This window comes from Kribbella sp. NPDC049227, from assembly GCF_043197265.1.
In the GTDB taxonomy this organism is placed as follows: Bacteria; Actinomycetota; Actinomycetes; order Propionibacteriales; family Kribbellaceae; genus Kribbella.
In genome coordinates, this window is record NZ_JBICST010000006.1 from 147,206 (window position 1) to 173,601 (window position 26,396).

28 protein-coding genes are annotated in these 26,396 nt (G+C 68.3%); 16 read left to right on the top strand and 12 right to left on the bottom strand.

What is annotated here, in order from left to right; genetic code table 11:
* Positions 1-363: 363 nt before the first annotated feature.
* Genes ACGFH6_RS26710 through ACGFH6_RS26720 form a run of 3 tightly spaced genes read right to left on the bottom strand, consistent with a single transcriptional unit; the run spans position 364 to position 3,012 of the window.
* A complete protein-coding gene (locus tag ACGFH6_RS26710; protein ID WP_393389122.1) occupies positions 364-1,197 on the bottom strand; it encodes an ABC transporter permease in 834 nt (277 codons plus the stop codon).
* Positions 1,190-2,005 carry an ABC transporter permease gene (locus tag ACGFH6_RS26715; protein ID WP_393389124.1) on the bottom strand — a complete coding sequence of 272 codons (816 nt, stop codon included), beginning with the start codon at positions 2,003-2,005 and terminating at the stop codon, positions 1,190-1,192. Before ACGFH6_RS26715 ends, ACGFH6_RS26710 begins: the two co-directional genes overlap by 8 nt.
* Positions 2,005-3,012, bottom strand: a complete 1,008-nt coding sequence (locus ACGFH6_RS26720; protein WP_393389127.1) for an ATP-binding cassette domain-containing protein — start codon at positions 3,010-3,012, stop codon at positions 2,005-2,007. The genes ACGFH6_RS26715 and ACGFH6_RS26720 overlap by 1 nt, the downstream gene beginning before the upstream one ends.
* A 204-nt stretch (positions 3,013-3,216) precedes the next feature.
* Between ACGFH6_RS26720 and ACGFH6_RS26725 the strand changes: the two genes are divergently transcribed.
* The 7 genes from ACGFH6_RS26725 to ACGFH6_RS26755 all read left to right on the top strand — a co-directional run bounded on the left by ACGFH6_RS26725 (position 3,217) and on the right by ACGFH6_RS26755 (position 7,130).
* Positions 3,217-3,777 (top strand): DJ-1/PfpI family protein, encoded by a 561-nt coding sequence (locus ACGFH6_RS26725; protein WP_131515570.1) that lies wholly within the window; start codon positions 3,217-3,219, stop codon positions 3,775-3,777.
* 88 nt (positions 3,778-3,865) lie between these two features.
* Positions 3,866-4,222, top strand: coding sequence for an ArsR/SmtB family transcription factor (locus ACGFH6_RS26730; RefSeq protein WP_393389131.1), 357 nt, complete (start codon positions 3,866-3,868; stop codon positions 4,220-4,222).
* Entirely contained in the window at positions 4,219-4,974 is a 756-nt protein-coding gene (locus ACGFH6_RS26735) for a cation diffusion facilitator family transporter (RefSeq protein WP_393389134.1), read from the top strand. The genes ACGFH6_RS26730 and ACGFH6_RS26735 overlap by 4 nt, the downstream gene beginning before the upstream one ends.
* A 174-nt stretch (positions 4,975-5,148) precedes the next feature.
* A complete protein-coding gene (locus ACGFH6_RS26740; protein ID WP_393389137.1) occupies positions 5,149-5,610 on the top strand; it encodes an organic hydroperoxide resistance protein in 462 nt (153 codons plus the stop codon).
* Between the two features lie 272 nt (positions 5,611-5,882).
* Positions 5,883-6,116 carry a hypothetical protein gene (locus ACGFH6_RS26745; protein WP_393389138.1) on the top strand — a complete coding sequence of 78 codons (234 nt, stop codon included), beginning with the start codon at positions 5,883-5,885 and terminating at the stop codon, positions 6,114-6,116.
* Positions 6,117-6,174: 58 nt separating this feature from the next.
* Positions 6,175-6,591 carry a hypothetical protein gene (locus ACGFH6_RS26750; protein WP_393389140.1) on the top strand — a complete coding sequence of 139 codons (417 nt, stop codon included), beginning with the start codon at positions 6,175-6,177 and terminating at the stop codon, positions 6,589-6,591.
* Positions 6,592-6,614: 23 nt separating this feature from the next.
* Positions 6,615-7,130 (top strand): sigma-70 family RNA polymerase sigma factor, encoded by a 516-nt coding sequence (locus tag ACGFH6_RS26755; protein WP_393389143.1) that lies wholly within the window; start codon positions 6,615-6,617, stop codon positions 7,128-7,130.
* On the opposite strand, the gene ACGFH6_RS26760 is transcribed toward ACGFH6_RS26755, so the two are convergent.
* The 4 genes from ACGFH6_RS26760 to ACGFH6_RS26775 form a co-directional block, all read right to left on the bottom strand.
* Positions 7,111-7,302: a hypothetical protein gene (locus ACGFH6_RS26760; protein ID WP_393389146.1), complete on the bottom strand. Its 192-nt coding sequence runs from the start codon at positions 7,300-7,302 to the stop codon at positions 7,111-7,113. The two genes, ACGFH6_RS26755 and ACGFH6_RS26760, sit on opposite strands and share 20 nt — an antisense overlap.
* A 21-nt stretch (positions 7,303-7,323) precedes the next feature.
* Positions 7,324-9,027, bottom strand: a complete 1,704-nt coding sequence (locus ACGFH6_RS26765; protein WP_393389149.1) for an MFS transporter — start codon at positions 9,025-9,027, stop codon at positions 7,324-7,326.
* Between the two features lie 177 nt (positions 9,028-9,204).
* Complete coding sequence (locus ACGFH6_RS26770; RefSeq protein WP_393389151.1) at positions 9,205-9,780, bottom strand: dihydrofolate reductase family protein; 576 nt, start codon at positions 9,778-9,780, stop codon at positions 9,205-9,207.
* A 108-nt stretch (positions 9,781-9,888) separates the two neighbouring features.
* The gene (locus tag ACGFH6_RS26775) at positions 9,889-11,088 is read right to left on the bottom strand and encodes an MFS transporter (protein ID WP_393389154.1); all 1,200 of its coding nucleotides are present in this window, start codon (positions 11,086-11,088) and stop codon (positions 9,889-9,891) included.
* 84 nt (positions 11,089-11,172) lie between these two features.
* Here ACGFH6_RS26775 and ACGFH6_RS26780 point away from each other — a divergent pair, with 84 nt between their 5' ends.
* On the top strand, positions 11,173-11,490 hold the full coding sequence (locus tag ACGFH6_RS26780) for an antibiotic biosynthesis monooxygenase family protein (RefSeq protein ID WP_393389157.1): 318 nt from the start codon (positions 11,173-11,175) through the stop codon (positions 11,488-11,490).
* Between the two features lie 53 nt (positions 11,491-11,543).
* Positions 11,544-11,858 (top strand): hypothetical protein, encoded by a 315-nt coding sequence (locus tag ACGFH6_RS26785; protein WP_393389160.1) that lies wholly within the window; start codon positions 11,544-11,546, stop codon positions 11,856-11,858.
* On the opposite strand, the gene ACGFH6_RS26790 is transcribed toward ACGFH6_RS26785, so the two are convergent.
* Both ACGFH6_RS26790 and ACGFH6_RS26795 read right to left on the bottom strand, forming a co-directional pair.
* Positions 11,843-13,261 (bottom strand): peroxidase family protein, encoded by a 1,419-nt coding sequence (locus ACGFH6_RS26790; protein ID WP_393389163.1) that lies wholly within the window; start codon positions 13,259-13,261, stop codon positions 11,843-11,845. The two genes, ACGFH6_RS26785 and ACGFH6_RS26790, sit on opposite strands and share 16 nt — an antisense overlap.
* 24 nt (positions 13,262-13,285) lie before the next feature.
* Positions 13,286-15,385: an MMPL family transporter gene (locus ACGFH6_RS26795; RefSeq protein WP_393389166.1), complete on the bottom strand. Its 2,100-nt coding sequence runs from the start codon at positions 15,383-15,385 to the stop codon at positions 13,286-13,288.
* A 178-nt stretch (positions 15,386-15,563) separates the two neighbouring features.
* Between ACGFH6_RS26795 and ACGFH6_RS26800 the strand changes: the two genes are divergently transcribed.
* The 3 genes from ACGFH6_RS26800 (at position 15,564) to ACGFH6_RS26810 (ending at position 19,726) form a co-directional block, all read left to right on the top strand.
* Positions 15,564-16,703 carry a sensor histidine kinase gene (locus ACGFH6_RS26800; RefSeq protein WP_393389169.1) on the top strand — a complete coding sequence of 380 codons (1,140 nt, stop codon included), beginning with the start codon at positions 15,564-15,566 and terminating at the stop codon, positions 16,701-16,703.
* Positions 16,700-17,389, top strand: a complete 690-nt coding sequence (locus ACGFH6_RS26805; protein WP_393389172.1) for a response regulator — start codon at positions 16,700-16,702, stop codon at positions 17,387-17,389. The genes ACGFH6_RS26800 and ACGFH6_RS26805 overlap by 4 nt, the downstream gene beginning before the upstream one ends.
* Before the next feature lie 372 nt (positions 17,390-17,761).
* Positions 17,762-19,726 (top strand): acyl-CoA dehydrogenase family protein, encoded by a 1,965-nt coding sequence (locus tag ACGFH6_RS26810; RefSeq protein ID WP_393389174.1) that lies wholly within the window; start codon positions 17,762-17,764, stop codon positions 19,724-19,726.
* Positions 19,727-19,739: 13 nt separating this feature from the next.
* On the opposite strand, the gene ACGFH6_RS26815 is transcribed toward ACGFH6_RS26810, so the two are convergent.
* Positions 19,740-20,312, bottom strand: coding sequence for a GNAT family N-acetyltransferase (locus ACGFH6_RS26815; RefSeq protein WP_393389176.1), 573 nt, complete (start codon positions 20,310-20,312; stop codon positions 19,740-19,742).
* A 71-nt stretch (positions 20,313-20,383) separates the two neighbouring features.
* Between ACGFH6_RS26815 and ACGFH6_RS26820 the strand changes: the two genes are divergently transcribed.
* Together ACGFH6_RS26820 and ACGFH6_RS26825 are read left to right on the top strand one after the other, a co-directional pair.
* Positions 20,384-21,118, top strand: a complete 735-nt coding sequence (locus tag ACGFH6_RS26820) for a class I SAM-dependent methyltransferase (RefSeq protein WP_393389179.1) — start codon at positions 20,384-20,386, stop codon at positions 21,116-21,118.
* Between the two features lie 60 nt (positions 21,119-21,178).
* Positions 21,179-22,738, top strand: coding sequence for a PucR family transcriptional regulator (locus tag ACGFH6_RS26825; RefSeq protein WP_393389180.1), 1,560 nt, complete (start codon positions 21,179-21,181; stop codon positions 22,736-22,738).
* Between the two features lie 4 nt (positions 22,739-22,742).
* Here ACGFH6_RS26825 and ACGFH6_RS26830 read toward each other — a convergent pair whose 3' ends face one another.
* Positions 22,743-23,339 carry a DUF1989 domain-containing protein gene (locus ACGFH6_RS26830; RefSeq protein ID WP_393389182.1) on the bottom strand — a complete coding sequence of 199 codons (597 nt, stop codon included), beginning with the start codon at positions 23,337-23,339 and terminating at the stop codon, positions 22,743-22,745.
* A gap of 120 nt (positions 23,340-23,459) precedes the next feature.
* Between ACGFH6_RS26830 and ACGFH6_RS26835 the strand changes: the two genes are divergently transcribed.
* Both ACGFH6_RS26835 and ACGFH6_RS26840 read left to right on the top strand, forming a co-directional pair.
* Entirely contained in the window at positions 23,460-24,581 is a 1,122-nt protein-coding gene (locus ACGFH6_RS26835) for a tRNA-dihydrouridine synthase (protein ID WP_393389184.1), read from the top strand.
* Positions 24,578-25,450, top strand: coding sequence for a polysaccharide deacetylase (locus ACGFH6_RS26840; RefSeq protein ID WP_393389186.1), 873 nt, complete (start codon positions 24,578-24,580; stop codon positions 25,448-25,450). The genes ACGFH6_RS26835 and ACGFH6_RS26840 overlap by 4 nt, the downstream gene beginning before the upstream one ends.
* On the opposite strand, the gene ACGFH6_RS26845 is transcribed toward ACGFH6_RS26840, so the two are convergent.
* On the bottom strand, positions 25,435-26,385 hold the full coding sequence (locus ACGFH6_RS26845) for a nucleoside hydrolase (RefSeq protein ID WP_393389188.1): 951 nt from the start codon (positions 26,383-26,385) through the stop codon (positions 25,435-25,437). The genes ACGFH6_RS26840 and ACGFH6_RS26845 overlap by 16 nt on opposite strands.
* Positions 26,386-26,396 lie beyond the last annotated feature (11 nt).

Sequence of the window (26,396 nt, forward strand, 5' to 3'; positions counted from 1 at the left end):
GCGGCCCGCGCTGTCCGCTGGGCCATTGGAGGTACGCATGCCCCCGCGACCGGGCGATCCAGAGCACGAGATCGCCGATAGAGCTTTCCTCCGGCCCCGCATTGCCCTCCCATCGGACGGTCGTCACACCGTCCACATCGTCACGACCATTGGCCAGGCGAATCGCAGTGACAAGGACCATCGATTGACTTGCCAGGCTCATTTCTCGGCGCACCTCCAGCCCGCCCTGTCGACAGCAGCAGATTGGCACGGCGGACGGCCTGCGGGAAGCCTCAAATAGGCGTTTCCAGCAGGGAGAATCGCGACGCGAACGGCCCGTGCTCTGACCATGACCGAGTGCGATCAACCGGGGTTCCGGCGGCCTCAACTGCCCGGGCTGTTGTAGCTCCGGATCATCCGGTTGAAGAAGACGAGACCGATGGCGAAGACGACCAGTCCGCCGGCCGGTGAGAGATAGGCCAGCCAGGCGGGTATCGGCAGGTCGTCGGTTCGACCGAGGAGCACGGTGGCCGGCAGGTAGGCGATGAACGCCATCGGAAAAACGAAGGTGAGGGACAGGAATCCCCAGCGGCTGAACATTGTCAGCGGGTAGCCGCTGAACCGCGTGATGGTGTCGTCGGCGAGGATCCGCAGCGACATGGTGGAGGTCATCCGGAAGGAGAGCCCGGCCAGGAAGGTTTGCATGCCGGTCTCGACCAGGCCTCCACCGACCACCGCGGCGATCAGGAACGCCACCTTTTCCGGCGTCCAGTCCACCGAGGCCTGAGGGGCGAAGACCGCCAGCGCTCCGAACCCGAGCAGCGCGTCGCCGAGGGCCATGAGTGGCGCGTAGCGGGTCACGACCTGCAGATAGAGTCCGGCCGGGCGCAGCAGGTAACGGTCGACATCGCCTTGCTGGATCGCCTGGTCGATCGAGAGCAGCGCACCGAACGGCACCACGTAGAACGCATGCGCGGCCAGCCGCATCCCGAACAGGAAGGCGATGTCGTTCAGTCGCCAGCCGTCGATGACGTTGAACTTCGCCAGCAGGACCCCGATGAACAACAGTTGCGTACCCTGCAGCACCATCCCGCCGAGGATCGCCGAGAGGAAGCTGATGCGATAGCTCATCGCCGCACGCCAGCCGGCCCTCAGCAGGATCCGGCTCGCGCGCAGATCCTCCCGGACCGCGGACAAGGTCGTGACCAGCTCAGCCACCGAGCACCACCACCTTGTGGACGGCTCGGCGCCAGACCAGTTGCAGGAGCAGGAAGAGCACCACCACCCAGCCGAGCTGGACCGCGAGCGTGCCGACCAGGTCGGCCCCATGCCTGGTCCCGAACCAGATGGACAGCGGTGCGTAGATCTGCGCCTGGAACGGAAGCCAGCTGATGATCGGTTGCAGCCACTCCGGCATGAACCACGGTGGGATCAAGGCGCCGGACAGGAACGCCGACCCGAACCGGTAGAGGATCATGATGCCGCCGATCTCGAGCGTCCAGAACGCGGTCATGGACACCAGCAGATTGATGGTCATGATGTTCGCGACACCGAGCGCCATCGACACGACCGAGGCCAGCAGGTCGAGCACAGTGTTCGGCGCCTTCACCGCTCCGAGGGCGAGGCCGGTGGCCAGGCCCGCTGCCCCGAGCGGAAGTCTGCCGACCATCGTGCCGCCGGCCTGGGCCAGGTTCTGGCTGATCAGCGACCGCGGCCGGATCATGTCCACGCCGATCTGACCGCGCATGACTCGTAGCGGGAGTGACGAGAACTGCCAGGGCATGACGACGGCCTGAAGACAGGCGGCGAGTACGGCGTACGCGACCGCGGTGGCGCTCCCGATTCCCGCGACCTGGTCGTGCCCTACGAACAGAACGCGCCAGACGACCACGGTCAGAGTCGCCTGGATGACCAGCCCGACGATCCCGAACAGAAGGTCCGCGCGGTAGGCGAGGACCGACTGGTACCCGGCCCGGTAGAAACCGCGAAGCCCGGTCAGGCGGGTGCTCAGTGTGTCGACCGGCATCAGTCGCCCGTACTGCGTGCGGCCACCGGCGTCCGTTCCGTGTACAGCTGCCGGATCACGTCCTCCAGGTCCGGCTCGAGCAGGGACAGGTCGGTGATCGGGTAGCGCGAGGTGAGGTCGTGGACGACCTTCGGCGCGGCCGTCGCGTCCGGGTCGAACCGCAGCGTCGCCTTGAAGGTGTCGGCCGAGACCACCTCCGCGAACGGGGACGAGATCGTGGTGGCGTCGAAGTCCGTGCAGTGCACCACGACGTCCCGGCTGGTGACGTACTGCGCCTTGAGCATCCCGACGTCGCCCTCGTACAGGATCTTGCCGTGGTCGATGATCACCACCCGCCGGCAGAGCCGCTCGACGTCGTCCATGTCGTGGGTGGTCAGGATGACCGTCGTACCGCGGCCGGCGTTGATCTCCGCGACGAACTCCCGGATCTTGCCCTTGGCAACGACATCGAGTCCGACCGTCGGCTCGTCGAGATACAGGATCCGCGGGGCGTACAGCATGGCGGCGACCAGATCGCCGCGCATCCGCTGACCGAGCGAGAGCGACCGCACCGGGGTGTCGATGAACTCGTCCAGGTCGAGCAACTCGGTGAACTCCCCGAGCCGGGTCCGGTACGTCGCCGGATCCATCGTGTAGAGGTCCCTGATGATCTCGAAGGAGTTGCGCAACGGGAGGTCGTACCAGAGCTGGGTTCGCTGACCGAAGACCGCGCCGATGGTGCGAGCGTTGCGGCGCCGGTCGCGCCACGGGACCTGGCCGGCGACCGTGACGGTGCCCGAGGTGGGGACCAGGATGCCGGTGAGCATCTTGATCGTGGTGGATTTGCCCGCGCCGTTCGGACCGAGGAATCCGATCAACTCACCGTCGTCGATCTGGAAACTGATCCCGTCGACCGCTCTGGTGACCTTGCGGGCCCGGGTGAACAGCGATCGCGTTCCCGCGAAGCGTCCCGGGCGCACATCCGGCCGTGAGAAGTCCTTGGTGAGATCGGAGACCTCGATGATCACGTGCGCATCCAACCTTCCACTGACGGCAGGTCTCCGCACGCGCACACCGGGACCTGCGGGGCGTGATCGGACCATACCAGTTCGGATTCGGCCCGGCACTCGACTTTCGCGGCCGCCCGGGCCGCGGTCGGCCGACCCTTGACCTGCTTCGGTCGGCGGCAGAGGCTGGCGAGTGGAAGCCCCGGCTGCGAAGGAGATGGCGTGATGGCGAAGGTGCTGATTCTGACCGGTGATGCCGCCGAAGACCTGGAGGTGTTCTACCCCTACCAGCGGCTGCTCGAGGAGGGGTACGACGTCCACGTGGCGGCGCCCGCGGTGAAGAAGTTGCAGTTCGTGGTGCACGACTTCGTGGACGGGTTCGACACCTACACCGAGAAGCCCGGGCACACCTGGCAGGCCGATATCGCGTTCGCCGACGTGGATCCGGCTGAGTACGTCGCGCTGGTGATCCCGGGTGGGCGTGCGCCGGAGTACATCCGCAACGACGCCGACTGCCAGCGGATCGTGAAGCACTTCTACGGCGAGTCGAAGCCTGTGGCGCAGCTCTGTCACGGACCACTCATCCCGGCGGCTGCCGGCCTGTTGAACGGGCGGAAGACGTCGGCGTACCCGGCGCTCGCACTCGACATCAAGGCCGGGGGAGCGGAATGGGTCGACGGCGACGCGGTAGTCGACGGCAACGTGGTCTCCGGCCGCGCCTGGCCAGACCACCCCGCGTGGATGCGAGCCTTCATGACAATCCTGAAAGAACACGCCCCGGCGTAACTGCCCGAAGCCCGCGCAGCTTCCCCTTTGGCACCTCAGCCGATAACATCGCTGGATGGCGATGACAGCTGGGACAGTCGATGTTGGGGTGGGCGAGGCACGGGCGCTGGTGGTGGCGGCGTGTCTTTTCAACGGGTTCAGTGATGTGTCTCGGCTGGCGATTGTGCGGCATCTGTCGCTGGGTGAGCATCGCGTGGTGGATCTGACTGAACATCTTGGGCTGGCGCAGTCGACGGTGTCGAAGCACTTGGCTTGCTTGCGCGACTGCGGGCTGGTGCAGTCGCGGCCGCAGGGGCGGGCTTCGGTGTTCAGCCTCACGCATCCTGAGGCGACGCTCGAGATGTTGTCGGCGGCCGAGCGGCTGCTGAGCCTGACCGGCGACGCGGTCGCACTCTGCCCGAACTTCGGCGAGGCAGCACGCCAGACCCAGGACACCACGCCATGAGCCACAACCACCCAGAGCAGCATGAAACCTCCGGCCGGCCGGAGTTGCAGTTGCAGCCGGTGCAGCTCACCAGCGCGCCGCCCAGCACCTGGACCAGGGATCCGGAGGAGCGGCGCCGCCTGGGCCGCCGTGCTCAGCTGCTCGCCGGTGCGTCGGTCGCCTACAACGTGGTCGAGGCCGGGGTCGCCATCAGCGCGGGCCTCGTGGCCGGTTCCGTTGCGCTGGTCGGCTTCGGGCTCGACTCGGTCGTGGAGGTTTCCAGCGGACTGATCATCTTGTGGCAGTTCCGCCACCACCTCCCGGAGACCCGCGAACGTCAGGCGTTGCGGCTGCTCGCGTTCTCGTTCTTCGCACTCGCGGCGTACGTCGGCTTCGAGTCGATCCGTACGCTGATCACGGGCGCTGACCCGGACACCTCACCGGTCGGGATCGGGCTGGCGATCGCTTCGCTGATCGTCATGCCGTTGCTGTCGTGGGCGCAGCGCCGTACTGGCCGGGCACTCGGCTCGAACGCAGTCGTTGCCGACTCCACCCAGACTCTCCTCTGCACCTACTTGTCGGCCGTCCTGCTCCTGGGCCTGATGCTGAACGCGACCCTCGGCTGGGGCTGGGCCGACCCGATCGCCGGGCTGGTCATCGCCGGCGTCGCGGTGCGCGAGGGTCTCCAAGCCTGGCGCGGCGAAGGCTGCTGCGCACCCCTCGCCGATGGCAGTGCCGGGGATGGATGCGCCGACGGCTGCTGCAACGACTGACCCTCTGCCGGACTCTCCTGACCTACCTGCTAACGGGAAGGACTGACGTCCGGCTGGCTGTACGCGAAGTCGGAGGCTGGCCGCAGCGACATCGGCCCGCTCGCGCGCGATCGTCGGAGGTGAGCCCCCGCGTCCTGGGGACTCCGTCTGTCAGCGCGTCAGAGAGGAAGCAGAATGCCAGCCACACCGTTGAGCAGGGTGCTCTACACCGCCGAGGCGACCGTGGAGGGCGGCCGGGCCGGGCATGGTCGGAGTACCGATGGTCATCTGGACGTCGACCTGTCGGTCCCCGCGGACATGGGCGGCCAGGGTGGTCCCGGCACCAATCCCGAGCAACTGTTCGCGGTGGGTTTCGCGGCCTGCTTCCAGTCGGCGCTCCTGGGCGTCGCGCAGGGTCGCAAGCTCGACGCCGCCGACTCCCAGATCCGGTCCCGGGTCGGGATCGGCCCGACCGGTCACGGCGGCTTCGGCCTGCAGGTGACCTTGGACCTGCACGCACCGAATCTCTCGGCGGCCGACGCCGCGGACCTGATGCTCCGCGCGGAGCAGCGGTGCCCGTACTCCAACGCCACCCGCGGCAACATCGAGGTCGTCCTCAGCGTCGACGGGCAGCAGATCGAGCAGGCCGCCGCCTGACCGTACGACGGCGCAGGCACCTCCTACGGCGTACGGCCGCAGGAGGTGCCTTCCTGCTGTCCGCGGGGTTCGTCCGATTCCTGCTAGCAGGGGGGACGGACGGGGGCTGGCCGTGTCGACCGGGCAGGGGCGGACGGCCCAGTCTGGGAGAGTCCCCACAGGTGTCCCGGGAGGTGTGACGGGAGCCGGCCCCGGCTAACCCGTCCCACCCTCGCCGGAGGGCGATCTGCCCCCGGACGGTGCCGCGCCCGACGGTACGAGGAGGTCGAACAGTGAACGTGGTCGTCGAATACAACCCGGTAACTGACGGCGCCCCGGTCGTCGTCTGCAGCGAGCGGGCCGGCGAGTGGCTGATGCGGTGCCGGGTCTGCGACTCGGACCGGATCGAACCCACTCAAACCGACGCGATCGTGATGAGCGTGGTGCACTACATCATTGCCGAGGCCAACGGATGCAACGCCTTGAAGCTCGCCGAGCACCGGCGCATCGCGCGCAGTACCCGGTGAAGCAGGCGCCACTCGCCTGGGGGACCCAGATCGCTTCGAGTCAAGGGATTCCGGGCACATGATCGTCGTCGTTCTCTGCGGACTGTCACTCGCGCTGCTGTCGGGCGGGACCTATCTCGTCGTACGCCGGGTGAGGTCCCCGCGGCTCGGCAACATCCCGGACAGCGCTCTGGAGCCGATCGGGCCGCCGATCGAGGAGATCGCGGTCAGCCTTCGGCAGTTGCTGCAGCGGCACGACAGGTACGCACGCTCGGACGACCGCGTCTTGCGGGTCCGCAGGATGTCGGAGCTGGAATCGCTGATCAGCCTGCGGGCGGCCCAGGCAGCCCTCGCGCTCGACGTACCTCACCCGGCGCAGCACCTGTACGACGAACTGGACAAGGAGCAGCTGCGCCTGTTCCTGCTCGCGCTCGTCGCGGCGGGTCTTGTGCTGCCGACGGCGGTCGCGCTGATGGCGCCCGACAGCCGGTTCTGACGATCTCGCCGGGAAGGGCAGTCATGGGCGAGGCGGACCGCTGCCGGTCCGACGTACTGGTCAGCGGCTTGTACGCCGAGTACGGGCGCAGCGTGCTGATGTTCGTCACCCGGCTGACCGGCGACCGGACCGGAGCCGAGGACATCGTCCAGGAGACGCTCGTCCGGGCCTGGAAACACGCCGACGACCTGGTCGAGGACAAGGGCTCGGTGCTCGGCTGGCTGCTCACGGTCGCGCGGAACCTGGTCGCCGACCGCGCCCGGGCTCGAGCCCTTCGTCCCGTGGAGCTGGGGGCCATCGCTGAGCACAGCCGCGTCCATGGAGATCACTCCGAGTCCGTGGTGAACACCATGATGCTCGGCGACGCGCTTCGCCAGGTATCCGCCGAACATCGCGACGTCGTGGTGGAGCTGTACTACCGCGGCCGATCCGTCACCGAGGCCGCCCGCGAACTCGGCGTACCTCCCGGCACCGTGAAATCCAGGTCGTACTACGCGCTCCGTGCCCTCCGCACTCTGATCAGCGCGTCCGGCCCCTGACTCCGACGGCGGCGACGACCAGCCCGATCACCATGATGATCGGGCCTGCGACTGTCCAGAACGTGGTGCCGCTCATCGCGCTGCCGCCGATGACACCGGCGCCTTGCAGGCTGAAGAGGAGGCCAAGGAGCGCCACCACAACACCCACCACAACCATCAGTGGCTTCTTCATTTTTGCTTGCTCCTTTGAGGGTCAGTCGGTGTGGACGTAGCGGGTGCCGCGGAAGAGTGAGGCGACGGCGGCGATGAGGGACATCGCGATGGCTGCGCTGAACACGATCACCAGGCCGTGATGGAACGGGGTGGCGATCAGTTGCGGGAAGAACTGCTTGCTGGTCAGGGTGTTCAGGTCGGCGCCTTGGATCGCCGAGGCAGGCAGGCCGCCGAGGAGCGTCCCGATCGGGTTCGCGCCGAGGAAGGCGGCGAACAGGCTGCCGACGGGCGGTTGCTGTCCGATGCCGGTCGCGACCGTTGCGGAGACCCCGTGTGCTTCGAGGCCGGAGGTCAGTGCCGCCGGCAACGTCTGCGCGAGGCCGACGATCATCAGGCTGAAGAAGATGCCGATGGACAGCGACGTACCGGAGTTGAAGAACGTGCCGCGCATACCGGACGCGACGCCGCGGCGGTTGGCCGGAACACTGTTCATGATCGCGGTGGTGTTCGGCGCGGAGAACAGCCCGGAACCGATGCCGTTCAGCACCAGCAAGCCACCGAAGGCCCAGTAGTTGAAGTTGGTGGGCAGCATCATGAGACCGAGGAAGCTGAGCGCCGCCAGCAGTAGGCCGCCGGTCGCGAAGGCCCGGGCGCCGTACCGATCGGACAGGAAGCCGGACAACGGTCCCGCGATCAGGAACGCAACGGTCAGTGGCAGCAGGTAGATGCCGGCCCACAGTGGCGTGCTGGCGAAGCTGTAGCCGTGCAGCGGCAGCCAGATGCCTTGCAGCCAGATGATCAGCATGAACTGCAGTCCGCCCCGGCTCACCGAGGCCAGCAGACCAGCCAGGTTGCCCGCCGTGAATGCTCTGATGCGAAACAGCGACAGGTTGAACATCGGGGACTCGACCCGTGCCTCGACCACGCAGAACACGGCCAGCAAGGCGGCGCCGCCGATCAGTCCGGCCAGTACCCACGGATTCGTCCAGCCCATGTCGTGGGCGCCGTACGGCTGGATGCCGTACGTGATGCCCGCCAGGATCGCGGTGAGGCCGACCGCGAACAGTGCGTTGCCGACCCAGTCGACGCGCGCCCGCGTGCGGACACTGGTCTCGCGCAGGCTCTTGTACGACCAGACCGTGCCGATCAGGCCGAACGGTACGGAGATGAGGAAGACCAGCCGCCAGTCCACCGGTGCGAGCAGACCGCCGATGATCAGCCCCACGAACGACCCGCCGATGGCGGCGACCTGGTTGATGCCCAGCGCGAAACCCCGCCGATCGGAGGGGAACGCGTCGGTGAGGATCGCGGTCGAGTTCGCGAACAGCATCGCGGCCCCGACGCCTTGAACCAGCCGCCACAGGATCAGCCAGAGTGCGCCGCTGCCTTGGGTGAACGGATCGAACACCAGGGCGATCGACCCGGCCGTGAACACGGCGAAACCGAGGTTGTAGATCTTCACCCGGCCGTAGATGTCGCCGAGCCGGCCGAGGGAGACGACCAGGACCGCGGTGACGAGCAGGAAGCCCATCAGCATCCACAGTAGGTAACTCACGTTGCCCGGCTGCAGCGGATCCAGCTTGATGCCGCGGAAGATGTCCGGCAGCGAGATGATCACGATGGAGGAGTTGATGGTTGCCATCAGCATCCCCACCGTGGTGTTCGAGAGCGCGATCCATTTGTAGCGAGGATGGTCGGCATCAACAGTGAACCGGGACGACGTACCCACCGGTGCAGAACTCACGTGTACACCCCAAACAATATCGTTAGCAAAACTAACGATACCCACGCCTCAACCACATCCCAACCGCCCTGCCCCCGATCACCTGACCTGTACGGGTGTGGTTGGTCACTCCCACGCCGCGGGCGAGACGCCGGACGGACACCGGGGTGGGTGTCCGTCCGGGGTGTCTCGGACCGGTTAGCGGGTTACGTCGTACACGAGCTTCTGGATGCCGTTGGGGTAGGACTGGCTCTCGGCCAGGGTGAGGTTCTGCTTGTCCTTGTCGGTGTCGCTGAAGAGGCGTTTGCCGGCGCCGAGGAGGACCGGGAAGACGAGCAGGTGGTAGCGGTCGATCAGGCCGGCGTCGGACAGGTTGCGGTCCAGGGTGGCGCTGCCGTGGATGATGATCGGGCCGCCGTCGGTCTCCTTGAGCGCGGCGACGTCGTCCAGCGAGCGCAGGATGGTGATGTCGCCCCAGTTGGTGACCAGGTCCTTGTCCTGCAGGGTGGTCGACACGACGTACTTCGGCAGGACCTTGTAGCGCGGGAAGTCGTCGAGCATGTCCGGCCAGACCGGTGAGAAGGCCTCGTAGCTGACCCGGCCCATCATCATGGCCGCGGCCTGCTCCTGCTCGCGGCCTTTGAGCTCGTACGCCGCCTCGTCGAACGCGACGTCCTTGAACGTCCAGCCGGAGTTGCGGTAGCCGGGCTCCCCGCCGGGTGCCTCGACGACGCCGTCGAGTGAGACGAACGCGGTGGCGATCAGGGTGCGCATCAGTTCCTCCTTGGGGTGATGTGACGTGCTGTCGTCAATGCGTCGAACAAGAGCCCCCGGGTACGACACATCGCATCGACAACGTATAGGCGCCGCGACATCACGGGATCATTGCAGATGCTTGCGCGCCGTGAGTACGCCGAACGCGATCATGGCGAACGTCGTCAGCACGGCCGGCACGAAGAAGACGTGGGGGAGCCCGATGGCTGCCACGCCGATGCCGCCGATCGTGCCGCCGACCGCGGAGCCGAGCGGGATCGCGCTGAGGAAGATGCCGGACGCCGTACCGACGCCCTCGGGGTAGAGCTGCTGGGCGATCGACACTCCGAGCCCGCCGACGCAGGCCCACAGGCCGGCCGTCAGGGCTTGCCCGAGGAACAGTCCGCCGACCGAGGTACTTGTCGCGTAAGCGAGGTTCCCGGCCAGGCCCAGCGCGGCGCCTCCCGTCATGACCAGCATCGGCCCGAAGCGGTCGGCCAGTCGGGCGACCACCGGGAGCAGCAGCAGCTCGAGCAGTGGCTGTACGCCGATCACCGCGCCGCGCACCGAATCGGAGACGTGGAGCTGTTCGGCCATGTAGATGGGCAGGTAGCCGAACTTGATCGTGTCACCGGTCATCGCCAGTACGCAGACAGCGGTGAAGATCAGCAACGGCATCAGGTGGTCGATCTGCCGCCGGCTCGCGGTCCGCGGCGGCAACGACACGTTGTGATAGCGCTCCACGCGTTGGCGCCCTAGCGGGATCAGTTGCGCGAAGGTGCAGACGGCGGTCGCGACCAAGAGCGCCCGAAGCCCGAACATTCCGCCGAACCAGCTGCCGAACACCGGTCCGAGGATCCAGCCGGTCGTGAACGCCATCCGGACCGTTGCCACGACCCGGTTCTCGGCTTTCGTCGGGTGCCGGCTCAGCTCGTCCCGGCAGGCCGCGAACAGCTGCGCCATGGATCCGCCGGCGACACTCAGCGCCACGGCACTGATCACGAACGGGAGCCAGACCGTGTTCGCCGCCGCCATCGCGAGCCAGGCGGCAGTCCCGATCAGCGCGCAGATGCGGAACCAGAGCAGTCGATCATGGCTCCGGTCCGACAGCCGGCCGACTGCGTAGCCGGCGACCGGCGCGGCCAGGTTCGTGACGTAGTACAGGCCGGCCACGGGCAGGGGAGCGCCCAGGTCGCGGACGAGGAACAGGGTCAGCTGAGGAGTCGCGGCCGACACCCCGATCCCGGCGATCAGCAAGGACAGGAACGCCGAACGGTAGAAACGCGACTGGACGACGATGCTCAGGGCAGACTCGGGCCGGTCGAGCATGGGCCTCCCCCCAAGGTCGCGGCTGTCGAAACCCTATCTGTCCGAGCAGGGTTCGCGCCCCGCTGTCCGGCGTACGGTGATCGCATGATCGCGCGCATGTGGCGGGGCTGGGTGCCCACCGAGAAGGCGGCCGAGTACGTCGACATCGTCGAGCGCACCGGGATGTCCGGCTATCGGCGTACGCCGGGAAACCAGGGCGCACAGCTGCTCATCCGCGATCTCGGCGACGGCCGGACCGAGATCATCACGCTGAGTTGGTGGACCGACCTCGACCACATCCGCGCCTTCGCCGGCGACGACATCAGCCATGCCAAGTACTACCCCGAGGACGACGCCTACCTCCTCGACCGGGAGGACACAGTCACCCACTTCGAGGTCGCTCCGGTGCCGAGCGAGGGGTGACTACTGTGGTTCCTGACGGCCGCACGACCGCCAGCTGCGCTTGAGGAGGAATCATGACGGATGAACCGTTCGAGACGTCTGAGGATGCTCGGCGCGATCGGCGGGAGCATGGCGGGGCTTCGTCGCTGCGCCCCGACGACGACGAGCTGGCCCGGCGGACCGAGCAGGAGCGGGTCGAGGCGGGCATCGACGACTACGATCCGGACGACGTACCGCCGGCGACCGACGAGCCGGTGCCGACCGACCTCACCGAGTCCGAGGAGTACCAGGAGGCCGAGGCGGAGCTCCGCCGGGAAGAGGCCGAGGGCGAGGTCTATCCACTGACGGAAAAGCACCCGTTCCCGCCAAGCCACTACGACCGTTCCTGACCTACCCCGGCTGCCGGAATGCTGAGGGTGAGTAGGTCGGCCAGGCCGAAGGTTGGCCCGGCGGTAGGCAGGGTCGGCTCCCAGGTCGGCTCGAGGCTCAAGTAGCTGGCCGGATCGGCGCGAAGCAGGCCGATCAGGACCTCCGCGACGATCTGGCCGCCGACCGCGCCCAGCCGGTCGCCGTCGCCGCGGTGCTCGGACTCCTTGAGGATGTAGAACCACAGCGGCGTACCGTGCGGCCAGTTCTGCTCCAGCTCGTCGGCGGTCAGCGGCTCTGCGCCGATGAGCCTGGCGATCGCCTCGCCGCTGGGCAGCTGCGTCGTCTCGCCGCGGAGCAGGTCGCGTACCGCCAGCGAGCGGTAGGAGTCGGTGTCGACCGCGCCGGTCACCTGCTCGGGCAGCCCGATGAGGCTGGCGGCGAGCCGGCCGTCGAGGCGTTTGGCGCGCTGCGCGGGTGGGCGGCCAGGCAGATCGAAGATCTGCGCGAGATCGAGACGCCTGTCGGCCGGCGGTGGCCCGAACCCGACCAGGTCGGGGAACAGCGGTACGGCGGGACCGCCCTCGACGAGCCGGTAGGTGTGCCGGATCTGGCCATGTCCGTACCGGTACGCCGCATCGGCGAACTCCAGCGGGATGTACGCCTGCAGCGGCGCCGGCGTGAACCACCGCCCGCCCTCGGCGAGCACCTGCTCCACCAGTGGCGCGCCGACCAGCCGCGGCAGGAAGTCGTGCACCACGATCCACTGGTAGTGCCACGTCAGCGCGGTGCGGGCCTCGCCGAAGATATCGGCCTCGGGTACGCCGTCCACCCGCAGCTTGTCAACAATCCGATTGTGGGCATGCAGCAAGGCGACGTGCAGAGTCAACGAGAACAGATGGACGTCGTTGCGCGGGTCACCGATCAACGCGACGCCCTGGTGGTTGCGGGGTACGTCGCCACCATCGGGACCGAGCAGGAACTTCGCGGGGCCACGCAGATCGAACAGGTACGGCGATCCGATCGGGCCGTCGGAGTACACGATCTCCAGGTTGAGCCTCGGAGTACGGGCGTTGCGCAGTGCCTCGGCGTCGACGCCACCGGCGATGGGTGAGCGGTCGGCGGTGATGTCGTGGGCGATCAACTGGCCGAAGAACGGCCAGCCCGCGGCTTGCGTCGCGTCGTCGCCCGCGCTGACCTCGTCCAGGGCGGCGGCGGCGTCGCAGATGCCACCGGTGCCGCCTGCGCGCATCAGCATCTGAGGGTCGGTGCCGAGCGGCTCCAGCCCGGGGAACATCCGCCCGTAACGCGCCGAGCCGGTGGGCCGGTCGACGGCGCGTACCGGGCTGAGGCAATGGTCCCGGGCGACCTGGTGGCTGCCGTGCACGTGGGGTGGAGCGCTGTGCGGCACCTGAATGACCTCCATGAAGGACGGGGACAGACCAGTCGCTCACTTAGACAGGACAGCCACTCGGTCCGTGACATCACCCGTGCGCGTCCGCCAGCGCCGCGGAAGCCACCAATTGGCATCGCCGAGGAGAGTCATCAGGGCTGGGACCAAGGCCAGCCGCACAACGGTGGCGTCGATCAGCACGGCAACCGCGAGACCCAGACCGAACATCTTCGCGGTCGGATCGTCGGTGAGGGCGAAGCTGACGAACACCGAGATCATGATGAGCGCCGCCGAGGTGATGACGCGGCCGGTGGTGGCGATGCCGTGGACCGTCGCGCGGTGGTTGTCGCCGGTCCGCACGTACTCCTCCCGGATCCGGCTGAGCAGGAAGACCTCGTAGTCCATCGAGAGACCGAACACCACGGCGAACATGAACATCGGGATGAAGGGCAGGATCGGAAGTGTCGACTCCAATCCGATCAGGTCGGCCGCCCAGCCCCACTGGAACACCATCACCATCACGCCGAACGACGCGCCGATGCTCAGCAGGTTCATCAACGCCGCCTTCAACGGGACGACGACCGACCGGAAGACGAAGGTCAGCAGCACAACGGACAGCAGGATCACCGCACCGATGAACAGCCCGAGCCGATCGTTGACCTTGGCACCGACATCCGCGAGCGTCGCCGTCTGACCACCGACATGCGCGGTCGCTGGGCTCGGCCCCAATACTGATGGGAAGACCTCCGCGCGGAGTCGCTTCACTGTGGTCATCGTGGCACCGTTCTGCGGTCCGGTCGTCGGTACGGCGATCAGCGTCGCGACTCCGGCCGCGGTGTTCACCTCGGGAGGGGCGACCGAGGCGATGCCCGGATCGGCCTTGACGGCGTCGACGAGCGGCTGCACGACGGTGGCGTCCTTCGAGATGTCGACGGCGATGACCAGCGGACCGTTGCTCCCGGCACCGAATCCCGAGGCGACGAGGTCGTACGCCCGGCGCTCGGTTCGCTGCACGGGAAGCGCGCCGTCATCGGGTGTGCCGACCCGCAGCGCGAGGACCGGGGCCGCGAGTGCCAGCAGCAACACGGTCGCGCTGATGGCATAGGCGGCGGCGTGCCGCGACACATGTCCCGCCCAGCGCTGCCATCCCGGACCGGGGGAGGACCGCACGCGACGTACCCGGAGGCGGTTGATCCGGTGCCCGGCGAGGCCGAGGAAGGCCGGCAGCAGGGTGAGCGACGCGAGCACCATGATCAGGACGATGAGGGAGATGGCAACGCCACCGGCGGTCATGAACGGTACGCCGGCCACGACCAGCCCGAGGATCGCGACCACGACCGTGCCGCCGGCGAAGAGCACAGCCTGACCAGCGGTGGCGACCGCGTGACCGACGGACTCCTCGACGCTCATCCCGCGGGCCAATGACTCACGGTGCCGGGTGACGATGATCAGCGCGTAGTCGATACCCACGCCGAGACCGATCATGCTGCCGAGTACAGGCGCCCAGCTGGGCAGCTCGATCAGGTACGTGACGAGTGACAGCGAACTGATCCCTAGCGCGAGGCCGAAGAGCGCCATCCCGATCGGCAGGCCCATCGCGATGATCGAACCGAAGGCGAGCAGCAGGATGACGATCGCGGCGATCAGACCGAACGCCTCGCCGAGACCCGCCTGGCCCTCCTCGAAGGCGTAGAACAGGTCGCCGCCCAGCTCGATCCGCAGCGGCGAACCCGTCGCTGCCAACGACTTGAGGTTCTCCAGGTCGCTCGGCTCCAGCTTGTCCAGCACCGGGTACTGCACGCGGATGAGACCGACCCGGCCGTCGGGTGAGATGACGGGATCGCCGACGCGAACCACCTGAGGAAGCCCGGCCGCGGTCGACCGGACCTGGGTCAGAGCAGCCCGCAGCTCCGGTGAGGTGAGTGTTGCGTTCTGGTCGCGTGGGGTGACCACCACCTGCGCGGTAAGGCCGGCCTGATCGGCTCCAGCGGCCGACAATAGATCGGTCGCGGACTGCGAGTCGACGCCCGGTGCCCCGAACGACTCCTCGAGCTTCTTGCCGAAGGCGCCGGACGCCGCCACCACCAGCCACGCCCCGATGACCACCCACGGCCGGCGTGCGGCGTACCGGCCCACTCTGTACAGGTTCGACCTCATGGTTCTGCTCCTTCTGCGAGGGCTCGCGATCATCCGGCGAGGGTTCGCGATCATCGTGTCGGCGGCGAGCAGGCCCGCGCCTCGGGCGATGGGGCGGACTTTCCTCGGCCGATCAGCCGAGCAACGAGCCGTACTTTGAGCCGATCCGCTGGGCGCCCGAAGTCCCTACGCTGTGGGCATGTTGAGAAACGCCATCCGCTCGCTACTGGCCGAGCCGCGAGCGCCGTATCCGCCCAAGCGGGTGTGGCGCGACTGGGTGCTCGTCGCCGGCTTGCTGACGGCGGTTGTCATCGAGGGCGTGGTCCGCGATGACGTGGTCTGGAGGCCCGTTGCGATCGTGGTGAGCGTGGCCGTCGTCTGGGCGCTCCTGTGGCGGCGTACCCAGCCTCTTGCCGTGGTGGCCGCGGTGTTCGGTGCCGTGATCGTGACCGACATCGTCGCCTTGATCAGCGGCCGCGCACCCTTCGGCCTGTATTCGATGATCTGCGTGATCCTGCTGCCCTACGCGCTCGTCCGCTGGGGATCCGGGCGCGAGATCGGCATCGGGCTGGTGATCATCCTGGTCGCGATGGTGCTGGCGAACATCAGCGACTTCACCTCGTACGTCGAATCCGTCTTCGGCAGCATGTTCTTGTTGTTCCCGGCAACGCTCGGCGCCGCGGTGCGCTACCGGTCGACTGCCCGGCTGCGCGAACTGGACCAGGTGCGGCTCCGCGAGCGCGAGCAGTTGGCTCGCGAGTTGCACGACACCGTCGCCCATCATGTGTCGGCGATCGTCATCCGGGCGCAAGCCGGCCGGGCTGTCGCCGCCTCCCGTCTCGAGGCTGCGGTGGACGCGCTCGCGGTGATCGAAGCGGAGGGCACACGTACTCTCGCCGAGATGCGGCGGATGGTCGGCGTACTGCGTGATGAACGGACGGCGGCGCTTGCGCCGAACCCGGGAGTGGCTGACCTGCAGCGGCTCGCGCGCAGCGTGGGGGACCGGGTTCAGGTCGAGGTGTCGGGCGATGTCGGGGATCTCGGACCGGCGGTGGATGCGGCGATCTACCGCATCGCTCAGGAGTCGATCACGAACGCCGTACGGCATGCGCGTCAGGCGACTCGCATCGATGTCCGCGTGGCGGTGGACGGCGACGCCGTACGGCTCACCATCCGCGACGACGGAGAAGGCGCCTCGGCGCCCGGGACCTCGCCCGGTTATGGGTTGGTGGGGATGACCGAGCGCGCGATGCTTCTCGGCGGCTCGTTCGCTGCCGGGCCTTCCTCCGACCGGGGCTGGACTGTTGACGTCGTGCTGCCGCGAACGGCGGACCGATGAGCATCCGGGTGCTCGTCGCCGACGACCAGGATCTCGTCCGTACCGGGCTCGCGATGATCCTCGAGGCGCAACCCGGCATCGAGGTGGTCGGTCAGGCGGCTGACGGGCGCGAGGCGGTGGAGCTGGCGCGCCGGCTTCGGCCCGACGTGTGCTTGTTCGACATCAGGATGCCTGGCATGGACGGCATCGCCGCGACCCGCGAGCTGGCCGGAGCCGGTGTCGACGACCCGATGGCGATCGTGGTGATCACGACGTTCGACGTGGACGAGTACGTGTACGGCGCGCTGAAGGCGGGCGCGCGAGGCTTCTTGCTCAAGGACGCCGGGCCGGACCTTCTGGTCCAGGCGATCCACGCCGCTGCCAACGGCGACGCGCTGATCGCGCCGCGAATCACCGCGCGACTGCTCGCCGCGTTCTCCGACCCACCCGCCGGTCGTACGCCGGTTCAGCTCGTCGATCCGCTCACGACGCGCGAGGAGCAGGTCCTGATCGCCACGGCCACCGGCCGGACCAACGCCGAGATCGCGACAGACCTCCACATCAGCCTCAGCACCGTGAAAACCCACCTGACCAGCGTCATGGGCAAGATCGGCGCCCGGAACCGCGTCGAGATCGCCATCTGGGCCTACGAGACCGGCCGCATCAATCACCGCGGCAGCGGACCCCAGAACGGCGGGAAGTCGTAGTACCCGTGGACCTCTTCGCAGTACCGACGCTCAGGCACGACCTGCGGGTCGTACACCGGCTGACCGAATGGATCCGGGGCGGACGGGGCACGTGGGCAGTACGACGGGCGGGCTCTGGGAAGGATTGGGCGATGGGCAAGGGACGTTCGGGCTGGGCGGTTCAGCCGCCTATGCCGCCGCCAGAGCCGCCGGAGCCTTCGGAGCCACCGGCGCCTCATATGCCGCCTGAACCGCTCGAGCCCACGGGGCCGGTCGAGCCGACGGATCCGGTTCCGCTTCCCGGGCCGATCCGTGCGCCCTACGGTTCACAGAAAGCTACTTCCGGGTAAGACTGGTGGGTAAGGACGTGCCCCCGAGCAGGGAGGATGCGGCGTGACCACGGAGCAGGTACCTACGGAGCAGATGACCGAGCAGCCGGGAGCGGCACGGAACGCCAGCGAGCGCGAGGCCCGCGAAGTCGCGGAGGCGGCACGGCAGACCGAGTGGGACCGGCCGAGTTTCGCCAAGAAGCTGTATCTCGGTGACTTCGACCTGTCGCTGATCCACCCACACCCGCGCTCTGCCCCGGATGACGTCTCGCGAGGCGAGGAGTTCCTGGCCAAGCTGAGGGCGTACTGCGAGACCCTCGACGGCCAGCTGATCGAGCGGGAGGCGAAGGTCCCGGACGAGTACCTGCGGGGTTTCGCCGAGCTGGGCGTGTTCGGCATCAAGGTCCCGACCGAGTACGGCGGCCTCGGCCTGTCGACGACGTACTACGGCAAGGCCCTGATGATGGTCGGATCGGTTCATCCCAGCCTCGGCGCACTGGTGTCCGCGCATCAGTCGATCGGCGTACCGGAGCCGGTCAAGATGTTCGGCACCGCCGAGCAGAAGGCCGAGTTCCTGCCGCGGTGCGCCGCCGGCGCGGTGACGGCGTTTCTGCTGACCGAGCCCGACGTCGGATCCGATCCTGCCCGGATGGCGTCGACGGCGACCCCGACCGAGGACGGCCAGGCGTATCTGCTCGACGGAGTGAAGCTCTGGACCACCAACGGAGTGATCGCCGAACTGGTCGTCGTGATGGCGCGGGTGCCGAAACACGAAGGCGGTCGTGGTGGCATCAGCGCTTTCGTGGTCGAGGCCGACGCACCAGGCATCACGGTGGAGAACCGCAACGCGTTCATGGGACTGCGCGGCCTGGAGAACGGCGTCACTCGGTTCCACCAGGTCCGCGTGCCGGTGGAGAACCGCTTGGGGCGCGAGGGTGACGGTCTGCGGATCGCGCTCACCACGCTGAACACGGGCCGGCTCTCCATCCCGGCAACCTGCACCGCGGCCGCCAAGTGGTGTCTGAAGATCGCCCGGGAGTGGTCCGCGGAACGGGTCCAGTGGGGGCGGCCAGTCGGCAAGCACGCCGCGGTCGCCGAGAAGATCTCGTTCATCGCCGCCACCACCTTCGGCCTCGAAGCAGTGCTCGACCTCTCGGCGAAGCTGGCCGACGCGGGGAGCAAGGACATCCGGATCGAAGCCGCGCTGGCGAAGTTGTGGTCCAGCGAGATGACTTGGCTGATCGCCGACGAACTGGTCCAGATCCGTGGTGGTCGTGGTTACGAGACCGCCGATTCGCAGGCGGCGCGCGGCGAACGCGCGGTGCCGGCCGAACAGATTCTGCGTGATCTGCGGATCAACCGGATCTTCGAGGGATCGACGGAGATCATGCACCTGCTGATCGCCCGTGAAGCCGTCGACGCGCACCTGGCCGCGGCCGGCGATCTCGCCTCGGCGGACGCCGACCTGCAGGCCAAGGCGAAGGCAGCGGTGAAGGCGAGCGGCTTCTACGCGAAGTGGCTTCCACAGCTTGCCGTCGGCAAGGGTTCGGCGCCGACGTCGTACGCCGAGTTCGGGCCGCTGGCGAAACACCTCCGGTACGTCGAACGCACCTCGCGGAAGCTCGCACGGCAGACGTTCTACGGGATGGGCCGCTGGCAGGCGAAGCTCGAGTACCGGCAGGGCTTCCTGGGACGGATCGTCGACATCGGCGCGGAGCTGTTCGCGATGGCGGCCGCCTGCTCCCGGGCCGAGATGCTGCGCACGGACGATCCGACCCGAGGCGAGACGGCGTACGAGCTGGCAGGCGCCTTCTGCGAGCAGGCCAGACTCCGGGTGGATCACCTGTTCGAGCGGCTCTGGAAGAACACCGACGTCACCGACCGCCGCCTCGCGAACCAAGTCCTCGACGGCGCCTACACCTGGCTCGAGTCCGGCATCGTCGACCCCTCCGAAGGAACCGGCCCCTGGATCAGCGAATGGCAACCAGGCGAGTCCACCGCCGAAAACGTCTCCCGCCGCTACCGCTGAGAACAGTTCCTGGTCAGCTCAGGTTGAGGCGCATGAGGATGCGGGGGTGGCCGGCCAGGACGGAGGTGGTGTCGGCGGCCTTGGTGAAGCCGGCTCGTTCGAAGTTCTTGCGGATGCCGGGGTAGGCCATCGTCAGGTCGACCTTGGCGTCGCCGCTGTCGAGTGGGTACGCCTCGATCGCCGGCGCGCCGTGCTTGCGAGCGAACTCGACGGCACCGTCGATCAGGGCGTGGGAGATGCCCTGCTTGCGGTGCCCGGGACGGACCCGGATGCACCACAGCGACCAGACCGGAAGGTCGTCGACCTGCGGGATCTTGCGGTTGCGGGCGAACGACGTGTCCGCGCGCGGCGCGACCGCGGCCCACCCCACCGGTGTTTCGTCGTCATAGGCAAGGACTCCCGGAGACAGTTCCGCACGGCACAGTTCAGCGACGTACTCGCCTCGATCCGGTCCGCGGAGTTCGTTGTTCAACTTGGACGGGATCCGGTAGCTCAGACACCAGCACACATTCGAGGTCGGCGACTTCGGCCCGATGACGGCACGAACATCGTCGAACACCTCAGCCGGCCGAATCTCAATCGACATGCCACCACGATCCCACGACGGACGCCGTATTTCGGTCGAGATGTGCGCCCGGGCGTCCTAGGGTCGGCTGGGTGAACTCGACTTGGACGAACGAAGCCGCGATCAGTCAGTGGGACGCCTCGAGTACGCAGGAGGCGATGGAGGCGACCGCGGAGGAGGGGGACTTCGTCAAGCGGCAGCTGGTGAACCCTGTGCTCTTGCGGCTGCTGGGCGAGGTACGGGGACGGCGGGTGCTGGACGCCGGATGCGGCAACGGGTATTTCAGCCGCATGCTCGCCGAGCGCGGAGCTGAGGTTGTGGGCGTCGAACCGGCCGAGGCCATGGTCACCTTCGCTCGTGACAAGGAAGCCGAGATCGGTCAGGGCGTCCGGTATGTGCAGGCCGACCTGACCCGGCTGCCAGACCTGGGCGGTGCCTTCGACGCCGTGGTCTGCAGCATGGTGTTGATGGCGATCCCTGACTGGAAGCCCGCGATGCGCGCCTGCGTAGAAGCGCTGCGACCGGGCGGCCTGTTCGTCTTCGCCCTGGTCCACCCTGCCTTCGAGAACCTGCTGACGAGCTGGCGCGAGCACGGCGATTACCGCCAGGACCGATACCTGGAGGAGTACGTCGTCCACGGCCCTTCCGCCCCCGACTTCCACCGCCCCCTCTCGGCGTACCTCAACGAACTGGCCAGCCTCGGCTGCCGCCTCCGCGAGGTCGTCGAACCAGCGCTGGACCCAGCCGCCGCAGCCTCCTTCCCAGGCGCCGTCGCCTACACCCGTCTCCCGAACTTCCTGATCGTCGCCGCCGAAACCCCCGCCTGACGATGCATCCGAGTGGGTGTATCTCTAGTTGATCCGCGGATCACTGGATATGTTCACAGGGTGTTGAGTCTTGGTGCGCTGCTGAGCGATCGGTCGCTCGAGTTGCGGCTGCTCGTTCCGGGTGCGGAGGGAGCGGTCGAGCGGGAGGTGCTGTGGGTGCACAGCACCGAGTTGCCGGACCCGTCGCCGTACCTTCGGACCGGCGAGATCGTGCTGACCAACGGACTGTGGCTGCGGGAGACGTCCGCGGCCGACTTCGCGGCCAACGTACGCCGGTCCGGTGCCGCGGGCATCGTGTTCGGGCTGCGTGACGTGATGCCGCAGACCCCGGCCGAGCTGATCGAGGCGTGCCGGCGGGAGGAGTTGCCACTGGCGGAGATCTCGATCGCGGTTCCGTTCACCGCGGTGGCCGAGGCTGCGTCGGCGCTGCAGGCCGACGAGCGACGGGACGCTCTGGTCGGCATGGTTCGGCGCGGTGATGCGCTGGCCTCGGCGATCTCGCACGGTGCGGGCGCTTCCGGCGTACTGGCTGTACTGCGGCGCGAGCACGAGCTGCCGCTGGCGGTCGTGGACCGGATGGCGAGGCCGCTGGCGTCGGCGGGCGTGGACCTGTCGGCAGATCAGCGCCGACGCGTTGCCGACGGACTGGCCCGCCATCCACCACCGCTGGAGATCGATCTCGGTGGGCCGGAAGGTCGCGCGACAGTGTTTCTGGTCGGTGCCGTCGGCGACACGGACGCGGCCCTGTTGTGCCTGCGGCCGGTCACCGAGCTGACCAAGCCGCAGCAGGACGCGCTCGACCAGGTGGCACGCTTCCTCAGCCTCGAGGTCGCCAAGCAGCAGGCGATCCAGGCGATCGAGCTGCGGTTCGCGAGTGAGCTCCTGGACATGATTCTGTCCGGCGCGCAGCGGGCGGCCGAGGTGCCCGACCGGCTCCGGGCGTTCGGGGTGGATCCGTCCGGCCGGCTGGCCGTGCTGACGGTCGCGTTCGCCGCCGGTGCCGAGTCGACCTTGCCGGGCCTGTCGGAGATGATCGGCGAGTTCTTCCTGGCGCAAGGGCTGGCCGTGGTCGTCGCCGGCGGCAGTCAGGATGTGGTCGCGGTACTGCAAGAGCCCCGGCGTGATCTCAAGGAATTGGCCGAGGCGCTGTGTACCGTGCTCCGGAAGCGATTCCCGGATCGCCAGCCGGTCGTCGGGCTCGGTGACACCGCCGCCTCGGCGCGGGAGTTGCGGCAGCCGTTGGTGCAGTCCCGCGAGGCCTGCCAGGTACTGCGCCGCCGGCGCGGAGGACACGCGGTCGCGTCGTTCCGTGAACTGGGGACCCACCGATTGCTCCTCGGACTTCAGGACGCCGGGACGCTGCGCAACTTCGCGGACGGTGTGCTCGGACCGCTACGGCAGCACGACAACACGCGGGACAGTGAGCTCGAGTCCACGCTGCGAGCCTTCCTCGCTCATGACGGCCAGTACGGCGCGACCGCCGCCGCGCTCTACGTCCACGTGAACACCCTGCGGAACCGCCTGGCCAGGATCACCGAGCTGACCGGCCGCGACGTCGCCCGAACCGAGGACCGGGTGGATCTCTACCTCGCACTGGAAGCGGACGAGCTCGCCGGGTAGCCCGTCAGCGCATGACCTCGATGGCGAGATCGGTCGGCCGGGAGTTGTTGATGACGGTCAGGTCCTGCGGGCACGCGGAGACCACGACCACGCAGTCGAGTTCGGCGCGGAACGTGACCGAGTCGCCAGGGGCCGTGGCCGCCGGCAACCAGTCGAGGGTGCCGTCGCGGCGCACCGGCACCTGCATGAAGAGGTTGACCGGCTGCGGTACGACGTCGAGGTCGCGTCCGAGCGCGTCCCGCAGGTTCCGCGCACACGACGGATGATCCGGTACGCCGAGTCCGGCGTACCGGGCGTCGTCGCAGGCTGCGATGAGCAGGTCGTGCCGGCCCGGTGAGGTGTCCTCGAGCAGGGTCAGGATCGGGCGGCGTTCGTTGGTAGTGAAGGCTTCACCGATGGCGGGGAAGAGCCGGCTGGTTGCCGTCCTCGTATGCGAGGCGCTGAGGTGTTCCGTGGTGATCCCGGACGGCGCTGCGACGTACGCGAAGAGATCGCCGACCTGTCCGCCGGCGACGTCGACGACGCGGACGTGGTCGCCCCGCTGGACCCGGACGGCGCGTCCGGCCCGGGCGGGCACCGGGGTACGAGCGACTGTCTGCATGCCATCAACTCCAGCAGGCCGGGTCATCGGCCTGCAGTGGAGGATCATCCAGCATCGCGGGGCTGATCTTGTGGCTTGATCCATCGCGACACTTCATCTGGCGCTGATGGACTTCAGGGCATGGAACTCACGACAACTCACCCGGCCCTGCGACCGGTCGGAGTCGGCGCCGTCGAGCTCGCGAACCGATTCGCTGTCGCGCCGATGTCACGCGTGTCCGCGACGCCGGACGGCGTACCGACGGACGAGATGGCCGACTACTACGCGGCGTTCGCCGAGGGCGGGTTCGGCCTGCTGATCACCGAAGGCACCTACACCGACCCGGCGTACAGCCAGGGGTATCTGAACCAGCCGGGTCTCACCACGGCGGCTCAGGTGGCGGGATGGCGGGAAGTGACTCGTCGGGTCCATGCGGCCGGCCAGTCGATCGTCGCCCAGTTGATGCATGCCGGCGCCATCTCGCAGGGCAATCCGCACCGCGCGGAGCGAGTCGGGCCGTCGGCGGTCCGGCCGATCGGCGAGATGCTGTCCGAGTACGGCGGGCAGGGTCCGTGGCCGACGCCGCGCGAACTGTCCGCGAGCGAGATCGACGAGGTGATCGCCGGCTTCGTCGCGGCGGCGGTCCGGGCGCACGAAGCCGGATTCGACGGCGTGGAGATCCACGGCGCCAACGGATACCTGCTCGACCAGTTCCTCACCGTCTACACGAACCAGCGCACGGATGCGTACGGCGGACCGGTCGCGAACCGGATCCGGCTGACTGCCGAGGTCGCCGAGGCGATCGTCGCGGCGACACCGCCCGGGTTCGTCGTCGGCGTACGGCTCTCGCAGACGAAGGTGAACGATCTCGAGTACCGCTGGCCCGGCGGCGCGTACGACGCCGAGGTCGTCTTCGGGATCCTGGCCGCTCAGGGCGTGGACTATCTGCACATCGCCAGCGAGGGCCGGGACTGGCTCGAGACCGCTCGGCTGCCGGGCGGCCAGACGATCACCGGGCTCGCCCGCAAGGTGAGCGGGCTGCCGGTGATCGCGAACGGCGGCATGCATGACCCGGAGCGCGCGGATCGCATCCTGACCGACGGCCACGCCGATCTGGTCTCGATCGCCCGGGGTGCACTCGCGAACCCCGATCTGCCCCGGCGACTCGCCAACGAGCACCCGCTCGACCGGTTCGATCGCGGGATGCTCGAGCCGGCGGCGACCCTGGCCAACGCGAAGCAGTGGCAGACTGCTCGGTCATGACGACCCCGACGTGGCATGGCGGGGCTCAGGCCGTCGTCACGCTCACCTTCGACGTCGACGCCGAGACGCCGATCCTCGCGGCCGGGCGCCGGTACGCCGATCACCTGACCACGATGTCGCACCAGGCGTACGGCCCGGACGTCGGCGTGCCGCGGATCCTGGAGCTGCTCGCGGATCTCGGCGTGCCGGCGACGTTCTTCGTGCCGGGCTGGGTCGCCGAGCAGCGGCCGGGGCTCGCGGCGACCATCCAGGAGCGTGGTCACGAGGTGGCTCACCATTCCTACAGTCATCGCGCGCCGACCACGCTCACCGCGGCGGACGAGCGGGCGGACTTCGAGCGGGCCCTCGAGGTATTCGTTGCGCAGGGCATCGAGATCCGCGGGCACCGGGCCGCGCTGTGGGAGGCCACCCGGACCACGCTGGACCTGGTCGCCGAGCACGGGCTCTCGTACGACTCGTCGCTGATGGGCGACGACCGCCCGTACCTCCTCGACGTCGCCGGCCGGCCGGTCGTGGAGCTGCCGGTGCACTGGTCACTCGACGACTGGGAGCAGTACGCGTACCTCCCGTCGCCGCAGATCGGCACGGTCATCGAGTCGCCGCGCAAGGTCCTGGAGCTGTGGCGCGCGGAGCTGGACGCGATGCGGCACTATCGCTGTCTGTTCAACCTGTGCCTGCACCCGTTCCTGTCCGGCCGTCCGAGCCGACTCCTCGCCCTGCGCGACCTGATCGAGTACGCCCAGTCCTGCGGCGACATCACCTTCGCCCGCTGCCGGGATCTGGCCGCCGCCGCCCGCGCCGACTCCACACTCCCACCTCGAACCCCGCCGGCCGTCGTACCGGATCCATCCGTCTACCCGTTGGGTTGACGACCGAGGAGTGTGACGGCGTCGATGAGCTTGGTCCAGAAGGCAGTTTGGTCGAGCTCGACGGCGACCTGGGCGTTGGGCGCGCGCCCGGTGTAGTGGTGGAGGTCCACGGCGGTGGCGCCGGCGGTCCACTCGCCCTTGGTTTCGATGACGACGTTCGCGTGGACGCAGCGGACGATGGTGGGGTCGATGACCCGGGCGACGGCGACCGGATCGTGAAGCGGTGGGGCAGTGAAGCCCCAGAGACGCTTGTAGGTCGAGGCGAAGAAGGTCATCCACTCGATGCAGACGTCCGCCAGCGGCGTGCCGATGCGTGCGAAGGAAGCCAGTACGTCGTCCGTCACCAGCGCCTGATGCGTGACGTTGAGGCCGCACATCGTGAACGGGACGCCCGATCGCAGGACCTGGTCCGCGGCCTCGGGATCGACGAAGCAGTTGGCCTCGGCGTACGGCGTCACGTTGCCACGCTCGGTCGAACCGCCCATCCAGACGACCTGGTCGATTCGGTCGGTCAGCTCCGGGCGTTCCGCGAGCAGCCGGGCGACGTTCGTCAGCGCACCGGTCGCCACGATCGTGACCGGCGACTCCTGCGTGGTCAGTACGTCGACCAGTAGCTCGTGGGCCGTGATCGTTGCCTCGGGCACCGTCGGGTCGCCGTCGAACAGCGGACCGTCCAGCCCGGTCTCGCCGTGTACGTCGTCGGCGATCCGCAGCGGCCGCACCAACGGACGGTCGGCCCCGCGAGCGACCGGGACATCCCGCGCCCCGGCCAGCGACAGCACCCGGCGAGCGTTGATGGTGCACTTGTCGACCGTCTGATTGCCGGCCACGGTGGTGACCGCGAGCAGGTCGATCGCAGGGTCCGCGACTGCCAGCAGCAACGCCATCGCATCGTCATGCCCAGGATCGCAATCGAGCACTACCGGTATCGCCACCCGCACATGCT